General features: G+C 35.8%; 14 protein-coding genes. 5 read left to right on the forward strand and 9 right to left on the reverse strand.

The window, feature by feature from the left end; translation table 11 throughout:
* Positions 1-114: 114 nt before the first annotated feature.
* Positions 115-7,884 (reverse strand): S8 family serine peptidase, encoded by a 7,770-nt coding sequence (locus tag ACSVH7_RS01990; RefSeq protein ID WP_438065014.1) that lies wholly within the window; start codon positions 7,882-7,884, stop codon positions 115-117.
* A 673-nt stretch (positions 7,885-8,557) separates the two neighbouring features.
* Positions 8,558-9,718, reverse strand: a complete 1,161-nt coding sequence (locus tag ACSVH7_RS01995; RefSeq protein ID WP_438065015.1) for an aminotransferase class I/II-fold pyridoxal phosphate-dependent enzyme — start codon at positions 9,716-9,718, stop codon at positions 8,558-8,560.
* Between the two features lie 198 nt (positions 9,719-9,916).
* Between ACSVH7_RS01995 and ACSVH7_RS02000 the strand changes: the two genes are divergently transcribed.
* From ACSVH7_RS02000 to ACSVH7_RS02015, 4 genes are all read left to right on the forward strand, one after another.
* Positions 9,917-10,459, forward strand: coding sequence for a hypothetical protein (locus ACSVH7_RS02000; RefSeq protein ID WP_438065016.1), 543 nt, complete (start codon positions 9,917-9,919; stop codon positions 10,457-10,459).
* Positions 10,460-10,809: 350 nt separating this feature from the next.
* Positions 10,810-11,895 (forward strand): hypothetical protein, encoded by a 1,086-nt coding sequence (locus tag ACSVH7_RS02005; RefSeq protein ID WP_438065017.1) that lies wholly within the window; start codon positions 10,810-10,812, stop codon positions 11,893-11,895.
* 53 nt (positions 11,896-11,948) lie between these two features.
* Positions 11,949-12,875 (forward strand): hypothetical protein, encoded by a 927-nt coding sequence (locus ACSVH7_RS02010; protein WP_438065018.1) that lies wholly within the window; start codon positions 11,949-11,951, stop codon positions 12,873-12,875.
* Positions 12,859-14,421, forward strand: coding sequence for a phosphatase PAP2 family protein (locus ACSVH7_RS02015; protein ID WP_438065019.1), 1,563 nt, complete (start codon positions 12,859-12,861; stop codon positions 14,419-14,421). The genes ACSVH7_RS02010 and ACSVH7_RS02015 overlap by 17 nt, the downstream gene beginning before the upstream one ends.
* A gap of 227 nt (positions 14,422-14,648) precedes the next feature.
* Here the strand turns inward: ACSVH7_RS02015 and ACSVH7_RS02020 are convergent, their stop codons facing one another.
* The 7 genes from ACSVH7_RS02020 to ACSVH7_RS02050 all read right to left on the reverse strand — a co-directional run bounded on the left by ACSVH7_RS02020 (position 14,649) and on the right by ACSVH7_RS02050 (position 25,784).
* Positions 14,649-14,930 carry a F0F1 ATP synthase subunit epsilon gene (locus ACSVH7_RS02020; protein WP_438065020.1) on the reverse strand — a complete coding sequence of 94 codons (282 nt, stop codon included), beginning with the start codon at positions 14,928-14,930 and terminating at the stop codon, positions 14,649-14,651.
* Between the two features lie 76 nt (positions 14,931-15,006).
* The gene (gene atpD, locus ACSVH7_RS02025) at positions 15,007-16,518 is read right to left on the reverse strand and encodes a F0F1 ATP synthase subunit beta (protein ID WP_438065021.1); all 1,512 of its coding nucleotides are present in this window, start codon (positions 16,516-16,518) and stop codon (positions 15,007-15,009) included.
* A gap of 247 nt (positions 16,519-16,765) precedes the next feature.
* Positions 16,766-18,331: a G-D-S-L family lipolytic protein gene (locus ACSVH7_RS02030; RefSeq protein ID WP_438065022.1), complete on the reverse strand. Its 1,566-nt coding sequence runs from the start codon at positions 18,329-18,331 to the stop codon at positions 16,766-16,768.
* 30 nt (positions 18,332-18,361) lie between these two features.
* Complete coding sequence (locus ACSVH7_RS02035; RefSeq protein ID WP_438065023.1) at positions 18,362-21,133, reverse strand: TonB-dependent receptor; 2,772 nt, start codon at positions 21,131-21,133, stop codon at positions 18,362-18,364.
* Between the two features lie 356 nt (positions 21,134-21,489).
* Positions 21,490-23,337 carry a glutamine--fructose-6-phosphate transaminase (isomerizing) gene (gene glmS, locus ACSVH7_RS02040; protein WP_438065024.1) on the reverse strand — a complete coding sequence of 616 codons (1,848 nt, stop codon included), beginning with the start codon at positions 23,335-23,337 and terminating at the stop codon, positions 21,490-21,492.
* 6 nt (positions 23,338-23,343) lie between these two features.
* Entirely contained in the window at positions 23,344-24,957 is a 1,614-nt protein-coding gene (locus tag ACSVH7_RS02045; RefSeq protein WP_438065025.1) for a DUF4270 domain-containing protein, read from the reverse strand.
* 20 nt (positions 24,958-24,977) lie between these two features.
* Positions 24,978-25,784: a glycogen/starch synthase gene (locus ACSVH7_RS02050; RefSeq protein WP_438065026.1), complete on the reverse strand. Its 807-nt coding sequence runs from the start codon at positions 25,782-25,784 to the stop codon at positions 24,978-24,980.
* Between the two features lie 108 nt (positions 25,785-25,892).
* Between ACSVH7_RS02050 and panC the strand changes: the two genes are divergently transcribed.
* Positions 25,893-26,741 (forward strand): pantoate--beta-alanine ligase, encoded by an 849-nt coding sequence (gene panC, locus ACSVH7_RS02055; protein WP_438065027.1) that lies wholly within the window; start codon positions 25,893-25,895, stop codon positions 26,739-26,741.
* The last annotated feature ends 11 nt before the right edge of the window (positions 26,742-26,752 follow it).

The following is a 26,752-nucleotide window of genomic DNA, read 5'->3' on the forward strand; positions in this document are numbered from 1 at the left end:
TTTGATTTAAATTATAATACGCCTTGCGGTACAATATCCATTAGTAGTAATGAATTCATTTTCTTATCATCATAAATATTGTACCGCGACGTATCAAAGTCACATCAATTATTGTTATATATTTCTTTTAACAAATTTGATAACTGAGGACAATCCTTCTTTTCCTTTAACATGAAGGAAGTATACCCCAGAAGGCAAGTTGCTCAAATCTATCTCACTATATGGTTTGAATTGAACCTCTTTAATCTCAAACTTTCGCACAGTGGTTCCATTTAGTGCCACCACATCAACTTCGACATCTCCAGCCCAACGGTATTCCCATTTGATATTTAAGGTATTCACAACAGGATTAGGGAATATGTTGAGTTCCGTAATTTCTGATTGTTTCACAATAACTGTAACATGTTGTTCAACACTTGCTCCATAGCTATCCGTAGCTGTTAAAACTATTTCTGTTTCTCCGTTGGCAAGACTTTCCACATTAAAACTTTTTCCAGATAAAGTGACTGTAGCAATTGTTGGATCAACCATTGTAGCTTGAAAGGTCAACACGTCTCCATCGGAATCAGCAAAATACTTATCTAAACTATAGGATTTAGTTTCCAATAGTCTATTGTAAACGATGGCTTGTGCATCAAGTGCATTAGGAGCATGATTATTCACCACGATAACCTTTACTTGTTGTTCGACGCTTAAGCCATGAATATCTGTAGCTTTCAAGGTTAACATGGTTTCACCTGCGGCATGTGTTGCAATCACATATTGACCCAGATCTTGATCTACCGCCACTGATATACTATTTTTATTTCCAACTGAAGCACTAAAAGTAAGGATATCACTATCTGGATCAGTAAAATAATTTTTGAATTGACGTACATCAAAATAGTTCAATTTAGCATAAAGTATTTCTTTTGAATCAATAGCAACGGGCGCTCGATTGGTTTTTAATACTTGCACTTTCAAATCCATTTCTGAAGATGCACCAAATTCGTCAACAGCAGTAAACTTGAAGGTATAGTCACCAGCAGTTTCATAATCAGGAGCCAATTTTATAACCATTTCTTGACCAATCTTTTCAAAAGTAACCCAAGAAGGAACATTAATAGGTTTTACTGCTATACTATTTTGCTCTAGATCTTTTAATCCAACATTTACAGTAACTGATTTACTTTCACTCACAACGGTTACCACTTCTGGAACATTAAAGAAAGTTGGAGCAACATTAATATGCAATTTGACAGGAACTTGACCCATTGGATTAACAGGATCGTTAGTTCGTATTTTTAATACTGCATGCTGATCACCACGAACTCCATTAGCACCGATAAAGTTAAGTTTCACTTCGCTTTTACCTCCAGGAGCTACAACTCCATTTGAAATACCATCAATGGAAACCCAAGAATTTGCTATGTATTTCTCTTCTCCAGCCCTTACTAAAAATCCGTTTCCGGGATATGCTTTCGCTCCTTGTAAATCATACCAATCACCTCCATTTAAATACATATATCTTCCAGGAGAGTCCTCAATACCTTTGATTGATCCTTGAACACGAGCTAACTCAAGAGGGTAAGTAATAATGATATAAAAATCTTCGTTTGGATAAATTCCTTTTGGCTCCTTAATAGGGAGCGTTACCCATTTCCCTAAGTTATCTCCATCATAAACATAATCAACATCTCCTTGTTCGATGATAGTTGCATCAGCAACACTAGAACCTCCCGCACGTATTTCATAAGAAATAGTCCCTGTTGGTTTTTTACTTCCATCAAAATATGTTTGGAAATGTGACAAATTAAAACCTTCTTTCCCTCCGTTAAATCTAGTAGCAGTAGTAAAAGAAACTGAACCATTAAAACCGAAAAATCGATCAGAAACTATTGCATTTTCGTGGGCTAATACTCTATTAAAACTAGGCGAAGAATTTACACTACTAGCCATCACACTTCTTTTAGGTGTTGGAATCGATACTAACAAATGATCTTCGTTAGTCGTTTTGACACCTTTTGAAATAGATTCAGTACGGGAGTTTACTCCAGCTATAGACTTTCTCAAGTAATCAATACTTGCCTCAAATTTCATTGTCCCTGCCCCATTACTGTTGTCAAAAACTGCAAGTTGCGTATCCTTGTCTGTAAAATAGTTAACCGTACTATTCACCACCTTTGTTTGAACAGCTAAAACTGGAGCTAATGCAACGTTTGCCGTTATTGGAATCATCGTTTGCGGTACTGTAGCATTACTATCAATAACAATATGATCATTTACAAGACCACCTACCGTTGGTGTATAAGTAATTCTGAATTCAGATCTGTCACCAGGCAATATTGATGGGTAATCTCCCCAAAAATCCTCAATATTTACCCATTTCCAGTAGCCTCCAAAAAAACTTGGTATAAATGTATATCTTTCAATGATATAATCCGTAGCCCCACTTTTTAAAGAAATATTAGAAAACTGTAATGTCTTACTACCCGAATTTACAACATCAAATTCTTTCGTGTAGCTTGCAGTTCCATAAGCCATTATTTCTCCATAATTAATTTCTGGTATAGAAACAGTAAGAACAGAGGCTCCATTTACGGTTAAATTTATTGATTTTTCGAGTAGTCCTTTGTTAGGAACATTGGTACGTAATTTTAAGACTCCTTTATATTCGCCTGCATAAATATTGCGAGCATCAATATCAATTTGAGCACTTAAAGTTGTTCCAACTGGGATTACATGTTTTTTAGCAGGATTAATTACATAAGCTAAACCTTGGCCATGATTAACATTAGAGAAATTTGATATAGGAACAAAATCAGAGCGATCTCCGTTTTGAAGTCCAATTGCTGACAAAAATGTGGTCATATCGTTATCTCCGTTAAGTTTATATTGGAACTTCATGGATCCATTCTTATAAAAAATAACTTGAGCAGAGATTGGGCTTCCAATTCCTCCAAAGAAATTTGTAAAATACTCCCATGAGATGATCATTTTATCCTCATCAGCATAATAGAAAATACCTACATCTTCTTTTGAATATTGAGTTGTATTAAAACTACTAAAAGTCCAATAAGGCGCAATTAACGTTTTAAGCTTCGTCGTTGGAATAGGCTGATTAAAGACCTGTACTTCATCGGGTTGATCAAAAGTCAATACCCCACTATTTCCAACATAAATTTCTGTATACTCTTTACCATAAAAATTAATACTTCTTGGAAGGGTTAATTTTTCCCAATATTGATCCATTTCAAAAATATCTTCTGCAAACGGTAATTGCGTTCCTGTTTTACGGATATCAATCCATTGATAGTTTGTTCCGTCATTAAACGTATCATAACTATAAGTGAAATCAGGAATAGCGTTCGAAGTACTTACTGGTACCGACATAGTCAACCAATTATTACCTGTTGCAACAACTTCAAGGTCTGCTTTACCATTATTTTCGATACGAAGGGGATATTTAGCAGTTTCCCCATGGTTTAATTCCTTAGTAATTTCATCTAAATCAGTAACTGAAATAGCAGGTGCCTCAGTAACTTTTCCGAATAAAGTAATTTTATTACTACCTCCTTTGTTATCAGTAACCGTAAGTACATCATTAAAATCAGCAACCTGATCAGTAGGCATAATAATATCAAATACTTCACTAAGTCCAGGAGCTAGGGTTGCAGTTGTGTTTCCTATTATTTGAAATTTATTGTTTTCTAATTCAAAGCCAGTAAATGTTACAATGGCAGTTCCACTATTTTTAATTGCAAATTTTCTGGAAGCAACAGCCCCTTGGAATACGTTTCCAAAATTGATTTCGGAATGAGAGAAAGTAAGTTCTTTGGTACCTCCATCGACAATATTAATTTGTATCAAAGGATTTATTTGATTCGCATAAGGATCATTAGAAATAACATTTAAATATCGGTTGATCTTACCTTCATTCAAAGTACTCGTTTCCATAACTACTTCCATCTTTGCCGATTCTCCTGGCAATAAAATCCCTCCAGCATTACTGATAGAAGTAATAACATCAGGACCCGGATAATCAAACCCTAAAGCTAATCCAGAATATATAGCCCTCCTTTTCTCGTAATCATGTACTAAAATTCCATCTTGCTGCGCTAAATCTTCGATCAAAATATTAAGATTTCTCAAATCAGCTTCAGGATAGCTAATATCATCATAGTAAAAACGAATGTTTCCATCTGCATACAAAACCATTTGAGCGGTAAGAGTACCTTCGTATCCATCACTAACTTTTGAATATTGTACGATAACTCTATTTGCTTCTACTTTATAATGAATAGCACCTCCAAAACTCAATTCAACAAAAGCACCTAAAGGAGAAATATACCCATTGGGTGTCCAAGGAGCCCCTTGTAAAAAAGGTAAATTAATCGGTCTAACTTCATCATCAAATGCTGTAAACCCATTGTGACTGATATATAAAGTTTTCATTTTATCAGCATAATAAGGAAAATCAAACCCCATTTCTAAAGGATAAAACCTACCTGCATCCGCTTTAAAATAATCCGTAATATCTGTACCCGAAGAAGAAATATCTTGAAATTGATATTCTAAAGGATTTGATTCTTTGGTAGTATTGGTTCGGAATGTATATCCATATTTATGATATCCACCTGTCCAGGTTTCACTAATACCCGATTTATCATATTTTGGAATAAAATATTTCAAAGCAGCCTTACCTTGGTTTTCAACTGTAACTGTCGCAGTAACTTGATTTTTTAACGTAACATTTTCAATGGTTTGACTCATTGGATCAGCAACTATTTTGGAAGGTTCCATACTAACTCCAAACAAATAAATTTTTAATGATACTGGGGAACTGTTTGATGTTACCGTTATTACACCATTATCGTTTCCTGCAGCATTAGGTGTATATTTAATTTTAAGCCTAATTTCACTATCGGCTAAAATAGCATCAGGTGACCAACCCATAATTTGGAAATTTGGATTTGAGACACTTAAAGACATCTCTTTTAAATTACCCAATCCAATGTTTTTTATAACGCAATCTAATTCTTTGGTTGTACCTTGAAATACATTGGAAAAATCAAGCGTTTCTATAGATTTAAGAATTGGTTGCTGGCCTGTAACATTTAAAGTCACTGGTACTCTTAATTCTCTTTTATTGGCATCATTCGATTTTAAGATAGCATTAGCGTGGTAAGTACCATTAATTAAAGCTGAACCATCCGCAGAAAGCACAGTTTTTTCACTACTATTTCCGTTTATTTCTCCACTTGTTGGATTTAAAGTCAAGTATTGCCCTAAGTATTTATTTTGACTTCTTGCAATAGTATACCAAGCATAATCTTTAGTATTCAAACTACTTTCCAGTGACCCCCAAGTTTTACCTAGGTCAAATGATATCATACAATTAGATGAGCCCTCTGGCGTTCTCTCCGCTCCAATACTTAAAGGATATAGATTTCCGGAAGGAACATGAAATACTACCCAAAAGGTTTCTCCCTGTTCAAAATACAATTGTTCCTCTAAAGTAATATAAGCACTATTGGGAGAAGCGCTATAAGTAGTATATTCTTGTGCGTGAATAAGATTTTGTTTCGTAATCTCTGTTCCTTTATAAACTTCAACTACAACATTCCCTAAAGCGGGATCAGCATTAAAATACGTTTGGATTTGTGTAAGATTGAAGCCTTCAGCCTCATTTACATAGAATTTTGTAGCGGCTGAATTTGAATACTTTACATCTGTTTCTCCAATAAAATAATCTACATAATCTGCATATCTTTTAGATTGTGGGGAGAAACTGAATGGTTCCACCGTAGCTTTATTTGCAGAGGTAAAAATATTCGACTTGAGTAATCCAACCTTTCCTGAAGATGCAACTTTTGCAGCTTTCGTTATAGGATATTTTATTTTATTTGTAAAATCATAGGAGATACTGGCATCTTTATGTCTAGATGAAAATTCCCATCGTAGCACTCCTTGATCCTTATTTAAGATTGTCATTTCGTGCAATCCTTTAAAAGAAGTATTGGCATCAACATCAATAACAATATCTTTACTATTTTCATCTACAGCTATATCTGGCCCATTATTAGTGGTAGCTTCTACGATATTGGACAAATCAGAAATATTGTTCCACCTATCGCTCGAAACGATTGTAAAATAATAATGAGTAAGTCCAAAAAGACCGCTAACAGAGCTTGTCATCGTTTCCCCTGGTAAAGCCGTATTTTTTAGCACAACATAGGAAGCTTCTAAAAGATTGCTTTTTGTTATTGGTGAAGTGCTGTAACACAAACGAAACTCCAAAGGGTTAGCATCATCAATATCATTAGGAACAGTCCATGTAAAATTCGCAAATTCTTGCGCAATTCCAGTTAAGGTAAAATCTTTAATGGCATTTGGTGCGAGTCCTCCATTGTTTTTTATGGCTAAAAATGCATCAATGTGACCTGAACCTAGTTTTCCTTTATAATCTGGATTTTCAGTATCAATATCAACTACACCTGTCACTAATTTCGATCTCAGTTCTTCAGGTGTTATTTGATTCAAGCGATTTGCCAAAGCAAGCGCAGCAATACCAGAAACATGCGGACAAGCCATAGACGTTCCTTGATAGTAGCCGTACTGATTTTTTGGTAATGTACTTAAAACCCCATTAATTGCACCCAAATTAGTCTCTCCACCAGGGGCCGCGATATCTACCCATGCTCCAAAATTAGAATAGCTCGCTTTCTTCCAGTTTGGTCCTATTGAACTTACTGTTAAAATATTTTCGAAATGTCCTGGATACCAATTCTCGTCCGAATCGCTATTTCCTGCTGCAAAAATTACAATTCCACCTTTCATTGGACTATTTGCATAATCCCCTGCTTCGGCAATAAAATAATCAATTGCCTCTTTTACAGATTGCTCATAACTATCAGGAGTAGTATATCCCCAACTATTTTGTGAGATTACAGCACCATTATTTGCTGCATAAATATAGGTTTCATCAATACTTCCACCTCCTAAAGTTTGAAGGGACATCACTCTAGCTCCATCATTTTTACCACTTCCACCAGCAATACCACAAACACCAATACCGTTATTGTTGACGGCAGCTATTGTACCTGCAACGTGAGTTCCATGAGGTTCAGGGTCAATGTTACCATTATTCCTATCAAAATTCCAGCCGTGTATATCGTCTCTATATCCATTCCCATCATCATCAACACCAAAAACTCCATTAAGTTCGGCTACGTTTGTCCATATATTTGCTTCTAAATCGGGATGAAGAATATCTACACCTTGATCGTGTATGGATATAATTACCTTGTTATCACCCGTAACAACATCCCATGCTTTAAATAGATTCACATCAGACCCGTTTAAATATCCACTTTGTCCAGTATTATTATAATGCCATTGATCATTCAACTTAGGGTCATTAAAATACGAAGCTGACTTAGAAGTATTTTGCGCACTAACTGGCTTAAAGCTATAATTTGATAAAACTTTTTGATGCTCCGCCTCTGCTGACTGTATGGCTGTACTACCCTTATATAAAAGCACTGCATCTTTAGGATCTAGATTCGCATCTATTTCCACAACATACCATAAATCAAGCTTGTGTTTTCGCAACTTTGCTTCTAATCTTGGGTTGGGGTTTTCAGGAAACAGCCTACGCATTTTCCTTGCTCCTACTTTTGCAGAAACATTATCAAAAGCTTGAATTCCCGTCAGAAGATTTTTTCCTTCCCTCACTTTCATGGTACGCAAAGTTTGGGTTAATTGGCCAGAAAATTTGACTTTAACAGAGCCTTGTTTAACTCCTTTTTTAAAGTACGATTGCTGACTAAAAGAAAAAATTGACCAAAGCGAAAAAATCAAAAACCATAGTAATCGATTTCCTTTCTTGTAATAATTTGTCATAAATTTTTTTTGGTTAGTTAATATTTATTTAAAACAATTGTGCATCTTTCTTACTTACAACTTAAATTTCAATTTCTTGAAATTTTAATTTTCATAAATAATCATTTCATACAGGCAACTGAATTAATTTGTAGGACAAGATATGGTATAACCAAAAAAGTAAAATTTAAAAAGCAATTACATTTTATACAATACAAAACAAAACGCATTACATTTAAATAACAAAACATTTCAATTTGCTATTATTCAGTTATTTATAAAAATCATTATAAATACAAAAATTAGGTATAACTTGAAAAAGGATATTCAAAAGTGAATATTTGGGAGATTATTCAATGAGAATGATACTTGATAATTTAAATAAATCCGTTGGGTGAAATTCAAATAAAATAAAAACTAAACCACACTTCGATACCTCAGTGCAGGCTAGAGCCATAGATCAATAGCAAATGAACATAGAAACAAACAGAAATAGCACTATTTTTAACAATAGATGAACTATGTGAATAGTAAAACGTCTATTAATTCCTCTTAAAAACAACAAATTCTATGATTCTATGTGGTAAAAAACAATTTCACCCAACTAGTTTAAATAAATATGAAGATAATTTCCAATTAATGGAAAGAAATTAAGTTAAGTAATAATCACTTTAATTTTTTATTTCATAACGTTTTATAGGCATGAAGATAAAGCATACAAAACTTCCGAAATTTGAGCTTCGGTATTGTAGCTGTGTAAACAAAAACGTAAGCGCTCTTGACCAGCAGGAACCGTTGGGGAAAGTATAGGTTTTACATCAAATCCTTTGTCCTGAAGTTGTTTTGCAATGGCTTTTACAGTAGCATTTCCTGGAATTATTGCCGATTGAATAGCTGATTTACTTCTAACGAAAAGCGGTTTTAAACTGAAGCGGTTTTTTTCTTGATTAAAAAAATTAATTCGCTCTTTCAATTCACCAATTGCTGATGCTTTAGCATTCAACGCTTGATAAGCAATACCAATTGTTGCAACGGAATGGGGAGAAAGTCCTGTAGTGTATATAAAACTTCTAGCAAAATTGACCAAATAACTACTTAATTCTGCAGATCCGAGAACAACAGCACCATGACAACCTAAGCCTTTTCCAAAAGTAACAATACGAGCAAAAAAATGCTCTTGTAAACCCAAAAATTGCACCAATCCTTCTCCTTTTTCACCAAAAACCCCCAACGCATGCGCTTCGTCAATAACTAAATAACAATTATGTTTTGTGGCTACTTGAACCAGTTCTTCTAAATTTGGACAGTCTCCATCCATAGAAAAAACAGATTCGGTAACAATGTAAATTTCGTTATGCAAATTACCTCGACTGCGCTCGGTATGACAACGTTCAATCAACAACTCCAGATCCTCAAAATCGTTATGTTTAAATTTATAGGCTTTGGCATGAGATAATTGAATTCCATCTCTTATCGATGCATGACACAATTCATCATACAAAATAAAATCCCCTTTTTGAGGTACAGCACTAAAAAAACCTACATTGGCATCATAGCCTGAGTTAAAAAGTAAAGCCGATGGTGATTCATGAAAATTAGCAATAAAAGCTTCTGTTAAAGGATACAAGGAATGATTTCCAGAAAGCAATCGAGAACCTGTTGCTCCGTTGTTTATGCAATTATGAGCAACTAAATAACGGTGTGTTCCCGTAAAAATAGCTTCCGATTTTGCAAAACCTAAATAATCATTGGATGCAAAATCGATTAATTGGTTGGCCAAAGGCAATTTTCTAAGTGCATTTTGCTCTTGTCTGGCGACTAACTTTTGTTCAAGAGGCTGAGGAAGCTGTTTCATAGTCAACAAAAATAAGGACTTTTTTGGAACTAAATTTAAAATACGAATTAGCAAAAAATCAAGTTTTTTATTAAATCAAAGGCAAAATTCATAGCTATTTTCCAGTAAAATTCATTTATCAATTTTTTATATGTTAAAATAATCTTAAATAAATCAAAAAATCTGTTAACAAATCATTTTGTTTTTTACTTTCGGAGTATGATGAAAAGAATCGCTTCTATATTCCTGATAGCCACCCTATTCTATAATGTATTAGGGTACTATTTGTTATTTCATCAACAAGAAGAACAACAATGGGTTGCTAGAATGGAACACAAAGAACCTTCTACGTACAAAATACTTCAAATGAATGCTTCGATTTACACTTTTGTTGAAGATACTGACTTTGAATATGTAAATGAAAACATCACGCTAAAGAACAAACATTATCATATTTTTAAAAAACGAATACAAAATAACATCTTGTATTTGTATTATTTGCCCAATTCACATCAAGACACGCTCAACACGGATTTAAATTCAATCGTAGAGCAACAACTATTTGATCACTCTACTTCTAAGGATACACCCACTAAGAAGCTTTTAAAAATAGTAACGGCTGAATATGTGGCTAGTTTGCCTATAACGATTACACCTCCAGTAGTTATTGTAACTACACCATTACAACTGGCACAAGTACAGCCAGCAAAAACGTTGTACGGTTACTACAATTTACCTTATTCTCCCCCAGATGTAGTATAACACTTCTTTTTTTTAAGTGATTTTAAGCCCATCTACTTTGGATTGAAATCGATTTGGATTGTTTCATTAGTATTCCATCTCTTTAAAAAAGAATCCTTCCTTTCGCGGAAACAAGTGTTTGACTAGTATCTAACCCAAGCCTCATTAGGCTTACTTCAATGTATCAACAGGAAGCTATTTACTGCTTTTAAAGTAATGATTTCGTTTGGCACATTTTTCAAAAAAACCTTAACATGCATCTATCATATTCGTTCAAGGCCAACTTATGTCTGGTTTTGATTCTTACCTTATGTACCCTCAAAAGCAACGCTCAAGGCTGCGTAGCTGTTAGGCAAATGGGCGGTCAAAACATGAATACTTCCAACTCCTACGACCTTCATGAAGGAGAATTTCAAGTAGGAACTAATTATCGTTACTTTCACTCTTGGCGCCATTTTGTTGGAAAAGAAGAGCAACTTCAACGACAAACCACAGGAGGCGGACACGACGCAAACGGAAAAGAATTAGGTAACGCCGTAAATATTTATTCGCACGCCATAGATTTAAATTTTTCCTATGGACTAACCGATAGAATACAATTGAACGCCACCATTCCCTATGTAAACAATGAGCGTTCACAAGTATTACGACAAACGACACCCAAAAAAGACACCCTTCGTTATAGTGTTTATGCTGATGGGCTAGCGGATATCCGTTTAAGTGCTAATTATTGGGTTTTTGATCCTGCCAAAGCCACTAAAGGAAACATGATGCTAGGAGTAGGCATCAAACTCAATAACGGGAGTCATGACCGACGAGACAATGCGCCTCAAGCTGACGGCACTACCAAAAGCGTTGTTATGGATCAAGCGATTCAGCCGGGTGATGGTGGGGTTGGATTCACCGTAGAACTCCTTGCTTTTCGACAACTCACAGGTAGACTTTATGGTTTTGCTAATGGTTATTATTTATTCAATCCACAAGAATCGAATGGCACTTTCAAGTCCGCACCAAAAGCAGGGTTAGAAGGCTATGAAATCTATGCTAGCCCAGATCAGTATTTTGGACGATTAGGTTTGATGGCCTCGGCAGATAAAAAAGAAAACCTTGTCCTTTCATTAGCGGGAAGATTCGAAGGAATCCCTGCTTATGATGCCTTAGGAGGACAGGTCGCTTATCGACGCCCAGGCTATGTCATTGCCGTAGAATATGGCATTTCATATCGTTTAGGCAAACACGGATTAAGTTTGTTTATCCCTTATAACATTGTCAAAAACCGAATTCAAAGCGCCGCAGATATAACCAGCCAAAACGCACAAAACGCAGTTATTACTGATCCTAATAAATTCGTTCATGTACAAGGAGATGCCGCATTCGCAGACTATTCCATCAATTTTGGATATTCGTATCGCTTTAATTTAAATAACAAAATTAAAGTAACCCCTGCCAGCCACTAAACTTTCCAATTCATTAAAACCATAAACCAAAACTAACTCAACCTTCTACTACAATGAAAAAAATGTATCTCAGTTGTCTTTTATTGACATCCCTATTTATAAATGCTCAAACCGATATAGATGCTATTATGATGAGCAAGAACAATCTTTGTGCGGGAGCCGTTTACCAGCACAGCAGTTGGGATCAGTATTGGGAAGGTTCTTTTAAAAGAACCAATTTAAACCTAGGTGATGTGAGTACTCAATCTGTTGCAATAATGGGCAATTACGGCATAAGTGATAAATTAAATTTTATTTTTAGCGCTCCCTATGTAAAAACCAAAGCCTCAGCAGGCACCATGAAAGGACAAGAGGGAATTCAAGACCTCTCCTTAACCTTAAAATACATGCCTATAGAAAAAACAGTCAACAAAAACACGTATTCTGTATATGTGTTAGGCAGTTATTCGACTCCACTTTCTGATTATACAGCAGATTATTTACCATTAAGCCTTGGTTTAAAAAGCAAAACCGGAACACTACGATTGATGGGAGATTACCAAAGAGATCATTTTTCCACCACTTTATCCGCTGCCTATGTAAAGAGATCAAATATCATTATTGAAAGGAATTCATACCTAACAAACCACGAAGTAATCTATTCCAATGAAGTAGCTATGCCTGATGCTATTTCGGTGAACTTTAGAACAGGATATCGTTCAAATCGATTAATAGCTGAATTCATCATCGACAATTGGGTGACGCAAAAAGGAGGTTTTAATATCACCAAAAACAACATGCCTTTCCCCAGCAATACAATGAATGCTATTCGTTATGGTGTTTATAGCAAGTACACTCTCAAAAAAATTCCAGCATTATCAATCTTAGGGGGCTATAATTATGTAGCAGAAGGTAAAAATATAGGACAATCGAAGGCCATTTACGCAGGGCTATTTTACATTATCAATTTTGAAAAAAAATCAAATGAAAGCGAACAATAATTCAAACCAAATCATCTTCAAAACTCTAATTTTGTCTGTAACCGTTTTACTATTTTCCTGTAATGACGAAATAGAAGAACGCAATGAAAATTTTCAGGCACTTAATCCTACTTCTGTTGATGTGTCAGCAGGAACTTGGAAACCCATTTTACTAACTGCTCCAGATGAATTCACCATTGACATTCCTATAGCCACCAATACACCCGCCTATACAAGAGAAATCAATGAAATTAAAAGTTACCAAGCTAGCATAACTGAAGCACAGAAAAAGAGTATTGAATATTGGCGAGTAGGAGGCGTTTTACGATGGAATGAAATCATGCGTACCCTCGTAGCCAGGCATAATCGCCCGCCATATCAAAATGAAGATGGTACCTATCCAGCACCTTCACCAGCGAATCCGTTTGCAAATCCACAATTTCCATTTTCTAATCCTCCTTATTCAGCAAGAGCCTATGCCTACGTAAGTGCGGCACAATATGATGCTTTAATTGCTGCTTGGCATTATAAAAAATTATATAACAGAGCTGCTCCTTATACTATTGATGCGACCTTACAAGTTTTAGTACCCAAAAGTACATTAGCTGCTTATCCCTCAGAGGATGGAGTCTTATCAGGGGTTACCGTGGAATTACTAAAACTATTGTTTCCTACTGAAATTGCATATATCCAAGAAAAAGCAGAGGAAGAAAAATTATATCGTATTATTAGTGGTGCCAATGTGCGTAGCGACGTAGAAGCAGGTATTGCTTTAGGTCGGAAAATTGCAGCCAAATTTATAGCTAGAGCCGCTACAGATGGTGCAGGAGCTGCAATAGGCACTCCAGATATTTGGGCACAATTAGAAGCGCAAACTCTGGCCAAAGGTGAAACCCCTTGGATTTCCTTAGAATCTCCAAAACGCCCACCCATGCTGCCTTTATTTGGCAAAGTGAAACCTTTTTTGATGACCACTGCTGACGTAGTTAGTAATCGTCCTATAGCACCTCCTTCCACTAAATCAGAAGCTTTCGCAAAAGAACTGGACGAAATCAAAGGATATAGTACTAGTTTGACTAAAAGCCAACAAGCTATCGTTACTTTCTGGGCCGATGGTGTAGGGACATATACACCGCCTGGACATTGGAATGCCATTGCTACAGAAACATTTGCAAAATTAAGTTATAGTGAAGTTCGTTGGGCTAGAAATATGGCATTGCTTAATATGGCAATGATGGATGCGGCAATAAGTTGCTGGGATGCAAAATACACGTATTTCAATCCAAGACCCTCACAAATGGATCCTTCTATCAAAACCACTACAGGAGTTCCCAATTTTCCGGCTTATGTATCAGGGCATTCTACATTTAGTGCCGCCGCCGCCGCTGTACTTTCTCACCTTGTACCTTCTGAAAAAGAAAGATTTTCTGCTTATGCAAAAGAAGCCTCTTTGTCTAGAATGTACGGTGCCATTCACTACAGAAGCGATTGCGAAAAAGGACTGTTATTAGGGGAAAGTGTGGGTAAATTTGCCATTACAAGAGCCCAAACTGATGGCGCAGAATAATTTAAAAAGTTGGTAATAATTACAACTGGTTATTGCTTTTATTATCAATTGAGCCTAACAGGATTTCTTGTTAGGCTTTTTTTCGTAGGAAATAAAACAAGTGACCTACTCCAACTAATAATGAATTTACAAAAATCATAAATTATTCTCGTTGAACCCAAAAAAACTGTTAGTTAAAAACAAAAAAGCCTAGCAAATGCTAGGCTTAATTTCTATTCTATATTCTCTTAGTCTGCCAAAAGAATCAATTTATTATCTTTCATTTCAATGGTTCCAGACTCGATATCAAGTGTGTATAATTGATTAGAAACTTTTTTAAATTTAGTTTCTCCTTCGCTTATAAAATCAAAACTATTAGCTGTAATTTTTACAGTTCCTTGTTTTAATAAAGAAACAATTGGCGCGTGATTATTTAAGATTTGAAAACTTCCATCAACTCCCGGGAGGGTAATAGCAGTAATTTCTCCATTAAACAATTTTGCTTCTGCTGATACAATTTCTAAAATCATTTTTTTAGTGATTAGTAATTAGTAATTAGTGATTAGCACTATTTGCATACTGCGACCTTCTAATTGCTAACTGATTTTATGCTTCGGCTAACATTTTCTCTCCTGCTTCAATCGCTTGTTCGATAGTCCCTTTAAGGTTGAAAGCAGATTCTGGCAAGTGATCTAATTCTCCATCAATAATCATATTAAATCCTTTGATGGTATCTTTAATATCAACCAAAACTCCAGGAATACCAGTAAATTGCTCTGCTACGTGGAAAGGTTGAGACAAGAAACGTTGCACACGACGCGCTCTAGAAACCGCTAATTTATCATCTTCTGATAACTCTTCCATACCAAGGATCGCGATGATATCTTGTAATTGTTTGTATTTTTGAAGGATTTCTTTCACTCTTTGTGCACAATCGTAATGCTCATTTCCTAAGATATGTGGCGTCAAAATTCTTGAAGTAGAATCCAATGGATCTACCGCAGGATAAATACCTAACTCAGCAATTTTACGAGACAATACTGTTGTAGCATCTAAGTGAGCAAATGTAGTTGCTGGCGCAGGGTCAGTTAAGTCATCCGCAGGAACGTAAACCGCTTGTACCGATGTAATAGAACCTTTGTTTGTAGAAGTAATACGCTCTTGCATCGCACCCATCTCAGTGGCCAAAGTTGGTTGGTAACCTACCGCAGATGGCATACGTCCTAAAAGTGCTGACACCTCAGAACCTGCTTGCGTAAAACGGAAGATATTATCCACGAAGAACAATACATCTTTACCTTGATCAGATCCAGCTCCATCACGGAAATACTCAGCGATAGATAATCCAGAAAGTGCCACACGTGCACGAGCTCCTGGAGGCTCATTCATTTGTCCGAAAACGAAAGTAGCTTTAGACTCTCTCATTCCTGGCATATCCACTTTAGACAAATCCCATCCTCCATTTTCCATAGAGTGCATGAAATCGTCACCATATTTAATAATTCCTGACTCTAACATCTCACGAAGTAAGTCATTTCCTTCACGAGTTCTTTCTCCTACTCCTGCGAATACAGAAAGACCACCGTGACCTTTAGCAATATTGTTGATCAACTCCTGAATCAATACCGTTTTACCAACTCCAGCACCACCGAACAATCCAATTTTACCCCCTTTTGCATAAGGCTCAATCAAATCGATTACTTTAATACCTGTGAATAAAACTTCAGAAGAAGTAGATAAATCTTCAAATCTTGGAGCGGGCCTGTGAATTGGCAATCCGAACTCTCCTGTTTTAGGCAATTCACCTAAACCATCAATTGCATCTCCAACCACATTAAACAAACGTCCGTAAACATCTGGACCAATTGGCATTTGGATTGGATTTCCTGTACCCACTACTTCATAACCTCTGCTTAAACCATCTGTAGAATCCATCGAAATGGTACGCACAGTGTTTTCACCGATATGAGATTGCACTTCAAGTACCAATAAAGTACCATCTTTTCTTGTGACTTCTAATGAGTCATAAATTTTTGGAAGTTCAACATCCTTACCGTTGAAAACTACGTCCACTACTGGGCCAATGATTTGGGCAACTTTTCCTATTACTTTAGACATTACTTATGTATTTATTAAATAGCTATTTGGTTTGTGAAATTCTCCCTCAGAAAATAAATAGTCTTCGGATACTTTTTTAACGGCGCAAAGATATATTTTTTAATATAGATAATCAATATCTTTTTTTCAAAAAAAACGATATTTTTTGATTCTTGTTAACACAAAGTATACTCCTATTACATCGATATAGAAAAAAGCAACCCTCAGTGAGACACTGAGGGTTGCTTTCACATTAATTATACTAGATTTATAATGATTTCGGAAACATAATTCTATACTTACTTAAATCTACACCTTTGAAATTTGAACCATATTTAAGATTAATTGCCTCCAAAAACTTATTTGCTATCAATGCATATCCTCTAGGAGAAGGATGAACTCCGTCTAAAGAGAAAGCACCACCTGTAACAAAAGCCGAAGTTAGTTTATACCCATTGGCAGTAATTCCCCCTGCATCAATTTGTCTCATAATAGCATTAGCATCCACAAATGCCAATCCTTTGGACTCTGCTAGTGATTTTATAGTTACATTGTATGCATCTGTTGCAGTTTTCAATTCTAAAATCTCAGAAGGAATCAACAAATGCTTATCCTGCAACGGAAAGGTAATACCAAACTTATTTAATGGTGCTGGTGGCGCAAACCCAAGTCCAGAATTTGCAGCAGTTGGAGCTGCACCAATTGCAGATTGTGTAGTTAACAACACTAAATCTTCCTTAGTAGCTTGTCTAGCCTTACCAAAAACATTACCATAAAACGCAGCCGTTTGCGCCCCTAAAGTAGAAGTAAATGCTAAGGTTAGTTGGGCAGATAAATCCGTTAAAGACTCATCTTTAATCAACAAAGGATTAGCCAAAGTTGTAGACAATAAATTAATTCTATCACCTGCCCCAAAAGCAGTTAAAGCCTGTTTCAACGGCCCATACAACTGAGCATTAAGTGCATTTATAGTTGCGGTACCCACTGCAGCATCACCCCCACCTAAAACCGCAACTGAAAGCGGGTTATAAGGAACTGTTTTGAAAAAAGGAATAGACGTCACATAAGGTATATTTGCCACAACCCCTTTGGCCCCAGCAGAAGTTAAAGTATTTACCAGCGCTGCATACGTGCCATCAAAACCTACACCAGCCGCACCTGTAGCAGGAGTAATTGGATTTGTTCCATCCCCACCCGTTGTACCATAGCCCAAAACATCGTTATTTCCAATCCATAAAGAAAAGAATGTTGGCGCTTGACTCATGGCATAAGCCAATACAGAAGTAGATCCATTAGGCGCAAAGCGCACATAGTACGGATTTGCAGTACCATTAGCCAATCCAGCAGCGCTTCCATATGTAGGCGATAACAAATGAAAACTTTTCGCACCAGGAACACCTGCATTGTTATAAGGACCCGCAGCCACAACTGCAGCATTAAAAACCTCTGTAGTTGGCGGACCAACAACTGGAACTGGAGCCGCTCCATTGAAGTACAATCTTGGACCAAAATCTGGATTTTGTTGTCCTCCAAAAAGCAACCCTCCAATATTATCATTAGTAAAGGGAATTTTAAAATCACCTCCTCCAACAAGCTTAAACTGTTCTGCCATCACATTCGTGTAAGCCCCTTCCTGCCCTTTTTTAAACAAAGCGCCATCACTAAAACCCGATGTCAAGGAATTACCTAGAGCAACATACTTAGAGAAATTAGCCGACCCTGCTGTTAACGGTTTTCCATCAGATGAATTCGCCTCAACTACTACTTCATCTTCATTATTACAGGCTACAAAGGCTAACGAAGCTAATAGTAACCATTTGAAATTTTTTATCATTTTTATGCTTTTTTACTATTAATATATAATTTAAGGATTAATTGTCCATGAAGCAAAATACTGCTGTCCGATTAAACCTGCTCCTAATACTTGACCATACTCTTTACCTCCAATATTGGAAGCCCCTACTTTTAAGGTTGATTTTAAAGCTGGGAAATTATAGTTCAACTGCGCATCAATTACAGTAGCTGAAGCAATAGTACCATCAGCAAAAGAAGACTGCCATAAATACTCACTATTCCATCGTCCACTTACATTAAATCCGAAGTTTTTAAATAATTTTTCATTACTCAACGATGCCTTAATTCTATGCTTTGGAGTATTAAAACCTGCTTCAAAACTAGGATCTTTTTCTTGATCAAAATCAAATTGTGCATAATTATAGTTTACACCCACTTCAAAGTCTTGATACACTTTTCTTGACAATCCAATTCCAAAACCTAAAGATTTAATTTTTAATGCCGTATTGGTATACAATTGAAATGTTCTAGTATTTCCTGTTGACAGTGCATGAATAGATTGCGCACCTAAATCAGTTGGAAACCCTGTTAAACTTGGTGCATCTTGAGCTTTTCCATACAAAGGAGCTACTACATTCAAATTACCAATAAAATTATTGTAACTATTGTAGTAACCATTAATATCAATCGATGTATTGTTTATGAAAGAACGATACCCTAATTCGAAAGCCTTAACCTCTTCTGGTTTCACTAAATCTACGTTAGTTTTCTTTAGCAAAGCTGAATTACCTCCCGACGCAGAAAAAGCTAAAACAGACGAGGCTGTATATGAATTATCATAAGCGTTTGTCCCATTAATCGACACCGAACTACCTCCCGCTAAAGACTGTCCAACAGCACCAGTAATCGGCAATGTTTCCGTATATCTAGTTAAATTGTCTGGCGCAGACCCTAACAGAATCGCACTTCCAACATTAAAACCAATGTATTGATCCTGAGTAGATGGATTTCTGAAACCAGTTTGGAAAGACCCTCTAAAATTATGATTTTTGTTTTGCCCCCCTGAATACACTAAAGAGACTCTTGGAGAGTAATTGCCATCAAAGTTTTTAGCTTTATCATACCTCATAGAAGCGGTAATTTTCAAACGATCCTCCATTACTTTCTTCTGAGCTTGCGCATAAAATCCGTACTCATTATAATTGATTGGACCATTTTTATCGGTATAAATTCTACCAAAAGAATTCAATTCATACAATCTAAACGACCCTCCTACTTGAAGTTCTGCAAATTTTATTTGATCTTTAAAATTATAATTTGCATCGGAATGATAGATTCTAGAATTGTCCACTAATTTAGAACCTGTTAAAACATCTGGATCCGCAATTACTTGATTAAAAGCTTCTTTGAATGCGGCAGTACCAGGAATTAACCTACCTGTATCCGCATTGGCTCTAGCAACCTTATGTGCATCGGCTGGCAACATACCACCCAGTGAAGCACCAGCATAAGCAGTTGCGTAGTCCCTAAACCACTGGCTATCGGACTTCCATTTTCTATTGATATTAATACCCGTAAACAACATATCATACGATTGACCACCATCTTCAGTAGTAGTATACCCTCTTACAAAGAAGTTTTTCCCTTTGAATTCCAATTTATGTTGTTGCATGAAAAAATTATTCAAATAATAACGATTGGCTCCTTGATACACTGTATTTCCAAAACCAAATTTACTTTGCCAAATCACTTCTAATTTTTCATCACCAAATGGACGGTAATGTAAGGAAAAATCAATTTTAGTATTAGACACTTTATTATCGGTCAAATCCACCTCATTGTAACCTGTTCTTGAAACCTTGTCAGCTGGTAAGGTTGGAGCGGGAATAACCGTCGCAACTTCATCACCGTATACATTAATTCCATCATAACCATAATAATTACGATCTATTCCTTTTCTGGTTTTATCATCATAATTAGTAGCATACCACTCCGTACCTCTCATGTAAGTAAAATTAGCTTTGGCAGCAAATTTTGGACTAAAAACGCCAGCCATTCTCACCCCGTAATCTACGTAGTCGTTGGTACCTGCCGCTTTTTGAGAAGTTTGTCCAAATTTCGCGTAAGCAGTAATGCCTGGAGACGAAAACGGACTTTTACTGTTCATAAACAAAATACCATTAAAGGCATTTGCCCCATATAATGCTGAAGAAGCACCAGGCAACAATTCTACACTTTGCACATCAATTTCAGACAATCCAATAAGGTTTCCTAAAACGAAGTTTAACAAGGGAGAAGCATTATCCATACCATCCACCAACTGCATAAAACGAACGTTAGCTACAGAGGCAAACCCACGAGTGTTTATCGATTTAAAAGACATACTTGAGGTATTCATTTGTACTTCTTTTAAATTCTCTAATCCATCATAAAAAGAAGGAGAGGCTGTTTTTTTAATCTCAGCAATACCCATTCTCTCAATGGTAACTGGAGATTCTAAAACTCTCTCAGGAGTTCTTGAAGCAGAAACTACAATTTCATCTAATTTCGTTTCTTGATCTAGTAATTTTACACTTACTTTTTGATTGTAAGCACTCACTTTTATGGTTTGTGAGGTAAATCCAAGATTCGTAACTTCAATCGTTATTGGCAATACTTTGATTGAATTTAATACAAATTGACCATCATAATCCGTAACCGTACTTATGGATTGACCGACCACTTTAATATTGACACCAGGGATAGGTTGATTGTTAGCATCTCTAACAATCCCTGAAATTGAATTTTGCGCAAAAGTGAGTCCGCAAAAAAACAACGACAAAAAAAGTAAATAAATTCTCATTAGCTTTGTGTTAATTGGTTTAGGTAGTAAATGTAAAAATTATTTTGACATTAATAAAAATTGACACAAAAAACTATCAATATAATACTTAAAGTAGGCTAAAAAAAGCATAATATAATTATGATATTTTTTAAAATACTTCAAATTAAAAGCCAACTACTGCATAAAAAGTTATGCATGCATAATAAATTAAATTTATCGTATTTTTTAATCTCTTTTTTTGCATTTTTAATAAAAATGATTTCATCAACGAAAACGATTGAAAACAACAACAAAAAGAGGCCAAAATCTCAAAAACAACCATAAAAAAAGCCCCAAATACCGAAGTATTTGGGGCTAACTATATAAATACAAAACTATTCTACTGTTACAGATTTTGCTAGATTTCTAGGTTGATCTACATTACAACCTCTTAAAACTGCAATATGATAAGAAAGCAACTGCAAAGGAATGGTAGTAATTAAAGGCGATAATGCATCAGATGTTTCTGGAATCTCAATCACAAAATCAGCTAAATCTCTAACTTGAGTATCCCCTTTAGTAACAACGGCAATAATTCTACCACTTCTAGACTTTATCTCTTGGATATTACTAACAATTTTATCATAATGCCCTTGCTTAGGTGCTATGACAATCACCGGCATTTGATCATCAATAAGCGCTATGGGTCCATGCTTCATTTCTGCTGCTGGATAGCCTTCAGCGTGAATATAAGAAATCTCTTTTAATTTTAATGCCCCTTCTAAGGCAACTGGAAAATTATACCCACGTCCTAGATAAAGACAATTAGGCGCATCTTTAAAGGTGGCTGCAATTTCTTTGGTTGTATCATTCGTCTCTAAAGCCTCTACCACTTTTGAAGGAATGCATTCTAGTTCTTGCAAATAAGTATGATACTGAGATTGAGTTAAAGTTCCTTTCGCTTTCGCTAAACGTAACGCAATCATTGTCAATACCGTAATTTGAGTAGTAAACGCCTTAGTAGAAGCCACTCCAATTTCAGGACCTGCGTGAGTATAAGCTCCAGCATGAGTTTCTCTTGAAATAGAAGAACCTACTACATTACACACTCCAAAAACAAAAGCTCCATGCTCCTTGGCTAATTTGATTGCAGCCATTGTATCGGCTGTCTCTCCTGATTGTGATATCGCAATTACAACATCTTTACTAGTAATAATTGGGTTTCGGTATCTAAATTCGGAGGCATATTCTACTTCAACAGGAATTCTTGTAAATTCTTCAAAAACATATTCAGCTACTAAACCTGCATGCCATGACGTACCACAAGCTACAATGATAATACGTTCCGCATTTAGAAACTTTTCCAAGTTATCTTCCACACCTGCCATTTGAATAATACCCTCATTAGCATGTAATCTACCTCTGTAAGTATCTTTGATAACACTAGGTTGTTCATAAATTTCTTTCAACATGAAATGCTCGTACCCTCCTTTTTCAATTTGCTCCAAGTTCATTTGTAGCTCCTGAATGTATGGATCTACTAATGAGTCATCCATGATTTTACGCACTTTCATAGGTTTGTGCAAACGAATGTTGGCCATCTCTCCATCTTCTAAATAAACTGCATTAGAAGTATATTCTATAAAAGGAGAAGCATCAGAAGCTATAAAAAATTCCCCCTCACCTACACCAATTGCCAATGGACTCCCCAAACGTGCTGCTACAATTTCATTTGGATTTTTTTTATCAAAAACAGCAATAGCATAAGCTCCAATTACTTGATTTAATGCTAACTGAACCGCTTTTCCTAGTTTAAGTTTTTCCTTTTTTTGTACCTCTTCAATCAAATTCACTAACACTTCTGTATCTGTATCAGAATGAAACACATAGCCTCTATTGATTAACTCTTGTTTTAAAGGGGCATAATTTTCAATAATCCCATTGTGAATGATGGTAAGATCTCCTGAATTAGAAACATGCGGATGAGAATTCACATCATTAGGAACACCGTGAGTGGCCCAACGAGTATGTCCCATACCTATTGTCCCATTAGCGGTGATTTCTACAGCTGCTTTCGCTTCTAGATCAGTTACTTTTCCTTTGGTTTTACAAAGTTTAATCTCTTGCCCATCATACACCATGATTCCGGCGCTATCATATCCTCTGTATTCTAATCGCTTTAACCCTTTTATCACAATTGGGTAAGCTTCTCTATGTCCTATGTATCCAACAATTCCGCACATGTTATTTTATAATTTTGGTTTGGTATAAATAATTTCTAAACGCAATCTTTTTTCTTCAGGTACTGCGGGATGCGCTCCATAAAGCACCGTCCCAAGAGGGTTTATCACTGATGCGGTTGGCAAGGTTGAAAAAAGTGCATTTGGGGTTAGCAATTTGTTAAAAGTCCCTATTGCAATATCTTCTGTAACCACTAAACCTAATTTTACATTGGTTGAATCTTTATATTTAATCAAATTTTTAATTTGATTGGTAATTCTTATTTTATATTTCGTACCTCTTCCATCAGCACCGGATTCTTTTTGCAATAACCCATCAAAAATGTATTTATTTTTCTTGGCAGCCCCTGAAACAGTGGTAAAATCAGTCAAATAATCCAATACTGCGTTTTCATTGGTCAAGTCATAGATAAAAACTCGATTAGGTTCTACTGAATTTTTCATAGCTGTAGCGTCAATATTGAAAACCAAATTCGCTTCGTTAATCAACCATCCTTTAGTTCTGATAGCCTCTAACTCATCTGCCACACCGTTATTATCCTTGTCCGGCCCGAATAATTCAATTACAGCTAAGGAACCTTCGCCTCCTTTTACATACAATTTTTGATCTCCAGTTGTCGGATTTGAAGTCGCTATAGCGTTAGCATAGTCACTATTCACATTAGATTGCTCTAAAAAATTAACAGTATTACCGGAAAGTGCAAGTTCTAATGTCTTTTTCTCTCTTGTCACAGTAGTCGTTCCATTAGTTGTTGTAGACAAATCTTCTTTGTAATACATTCTAATAACTCCCTTTGAAAAATCAATCATCGCTAGACTTTCTTCAGATGAATTTTTCTCTACTTTAAAATAAAGTCCTCTAAAATAATTTTTAAAAACATCATTGGTGGCTAATTTACCCTCTGGAGCTTTTAAAATTTTGTTTAAAAAGAAATCAGTACTTAACTTTAAGCGCATCGCTGGCTTAGATTTTGTATTGGTCGCTTTTTTAGTGCTTTCATCAATTGTAGTTTCCGTAATTTCTGATGGATCAAAATAAAAAGCATCATTTTCTTTGGCATCCGCTGAGTTATTGATTCGATTACCAATTTTTAAGGCGTCAAAATCATTTTTTTGATTGCTATAATACGGCTGTTTTTCTTTAAAATTAGTCGCGGGATCTAAATCACGGATAAAGTAACCAGATTCAAAGATACTTAACTTAAACTTGGCTTTTGAACCTCCATAAATAGAATCTAATTCGTAGGTAATTTTACCGGTACTAGCATCAGAACTTTTGGCAGTAGAGAAATAAGGAATCGTAACCACGACACTATCCATCACTGGATTTGCTCCAATAGTTGGATTAACAGCTGACAAAGTTACCTGAGTTACAAAACTAGCGGTAGTCGTGCCAAATGCCGCATTGGTATAAACCCCTAAAGCATTTAAAGCCATATTATTGGTTTGTACTACTCCCGTTTTTTGATTATATGCTTTTACGGCAAAGTACTCTTTCCCTAAATCAAAATTATTATCTCCAATTAAATCTTCTCCAACCAGATTGTAATCTTTATCACAAGAGATCAACAGGAAAAAAGCACAAAAAACAAATAACTTCTTCAAGAATGCGGTAGTGTACATAAATAATGTAAGGTTAAAAATTAAAGCAACTGATTAGTATAGAAATTGGTATAAGCCTCTGCAAATCCATCTTTAGGGAGGAAAGGTAAAAAAGGTTTCTCAGAAGATTCTATAAATTTTGTTAAACTTGGCGTTAAATTATTAGAAGCGATAATCACTGCATCAGAGTTCAAAATAGCTGTTTTCATGATGTTTTCATAAGTAGGCACTTCTAAATCAGCTATAGCTTCGCTCGGTATTCCATCAAACTTTACTTTATTGATCATATCTAGATCCAACGTTTCGCTGAAAGATTCAGAATATACTGAAGTCACGATTTTAGTCTCAGAAAACAAAGCTTCATTTTTGTAATAATGCTTCATATACACCGGCAAAATAGAAGCCATCCAACCGTGAACGTGAATAATATCTGGAACCCAATTTAATTTTTTAACGGTTTCTACTACGCCTTTTGCAAAAAATATAGCGCGTTCATCATTATCAGGATACAACACCCCTTCTTCATCTGCAAACGTGGCTTTGCGTTTGAAATACTCATCATTATCAATAAAATAAACCTGGATGCGCTCTTTAGGTATAGACGCCACCTTAATTATCAAAGGCATATCTAAGTCATTGACCACTAAATTCATCCCCGAAAGTCGAATTACTTCGTGCAATTGATGTCTTCTTTCGTTAATATTTCCATAACGCGGCATAAAAATGCGAATCTGTCCGCCTTGATCATTGATCATTTTTGGCACATCATAAGACATTAAAGAGACCTCATTTTCAGCAAGGTAAGGAACAACCTCAGATGACACATATAATATCCTCTTGTCTTTCATAGTAGTATTTACTTTAGGTATTGGCAATAAAAACGGTGCAAAATTACAAAATTTTATGCAGTTATGGACTAAAATAGTAAGTTTGTACCCAATTTTAATAGTTTGAGCATGCAAATATTCAATAAAAACATCGATTTAACAGAATTCTTGACGCTTCATAAATCAAGTAATTCAACTATAGGCTTCGTACCAACGATGGGAGCATTGCATGAGGGCCATTTGGCTTTAATGAAACAATCATTACAAGAAAACGACCTTACCATAGTTAGCATATTTGTCAACCCAACTCAATTTAACAATGCAGAAGATCTGGAAAAATACCCCAGAACGCTAGAGCATGATGTGTTAAAAATGAGTACCCTTAGCGAGGCTATAATTGTATTTGCACCCACAGTTGACGATATGTATGAGGGAAAAACCTTAGCGCAATCATTTGATTTTGATGGATTAGAACACCAAATGGAAGGCGCTTTTAGACCCGGACATTTTGATGGAGTAGGCACTATCGTGAAACGTTTGTTTGAAATTGTAACACCCACCAAGGCTTATTTTGGAGAAAAAGATTTTCAACAATTACAAATAGTCAAAAAACTAGTCGCCAAAACACACCTCCCAGTTGAAATTATTGGATGTCCTATTCACAGGGAATCCAGCGGACTTGCCATGAGTTCACGCAATGAAAGATTAAACAGTACCGAAAGACGTGAAGCTGCAGTTATTTATAGCATTCTAAAAAAATCCAAAGAATTATTCCAAACAAACGAGGCGGCTTTTGTAGCACTTTGGACCAAAAACGAGTTCGAAAAACATCCATTTTTAAAGTTGGAATATTTTGTAATTGCTGACGAATCAACACTTTTACCCATTACTTATAAAGAAAAATCTAAAAAATACCGTGCATTTGTTGCCGTTTTTGTTAATACCATTCGCTTAATTGATACCCTTTCATTAAATTAATTACATTTGCC

It is taken from the genome of Flavobacterium sp. TSSA_36 (assembly GCF_051547165.1).
Taxonomy (GTDB): Bacteria; Bacteroidota; Bacteroidia; order Flavobacteriales; family Flavobacteriaceae; genus Flavobacterium.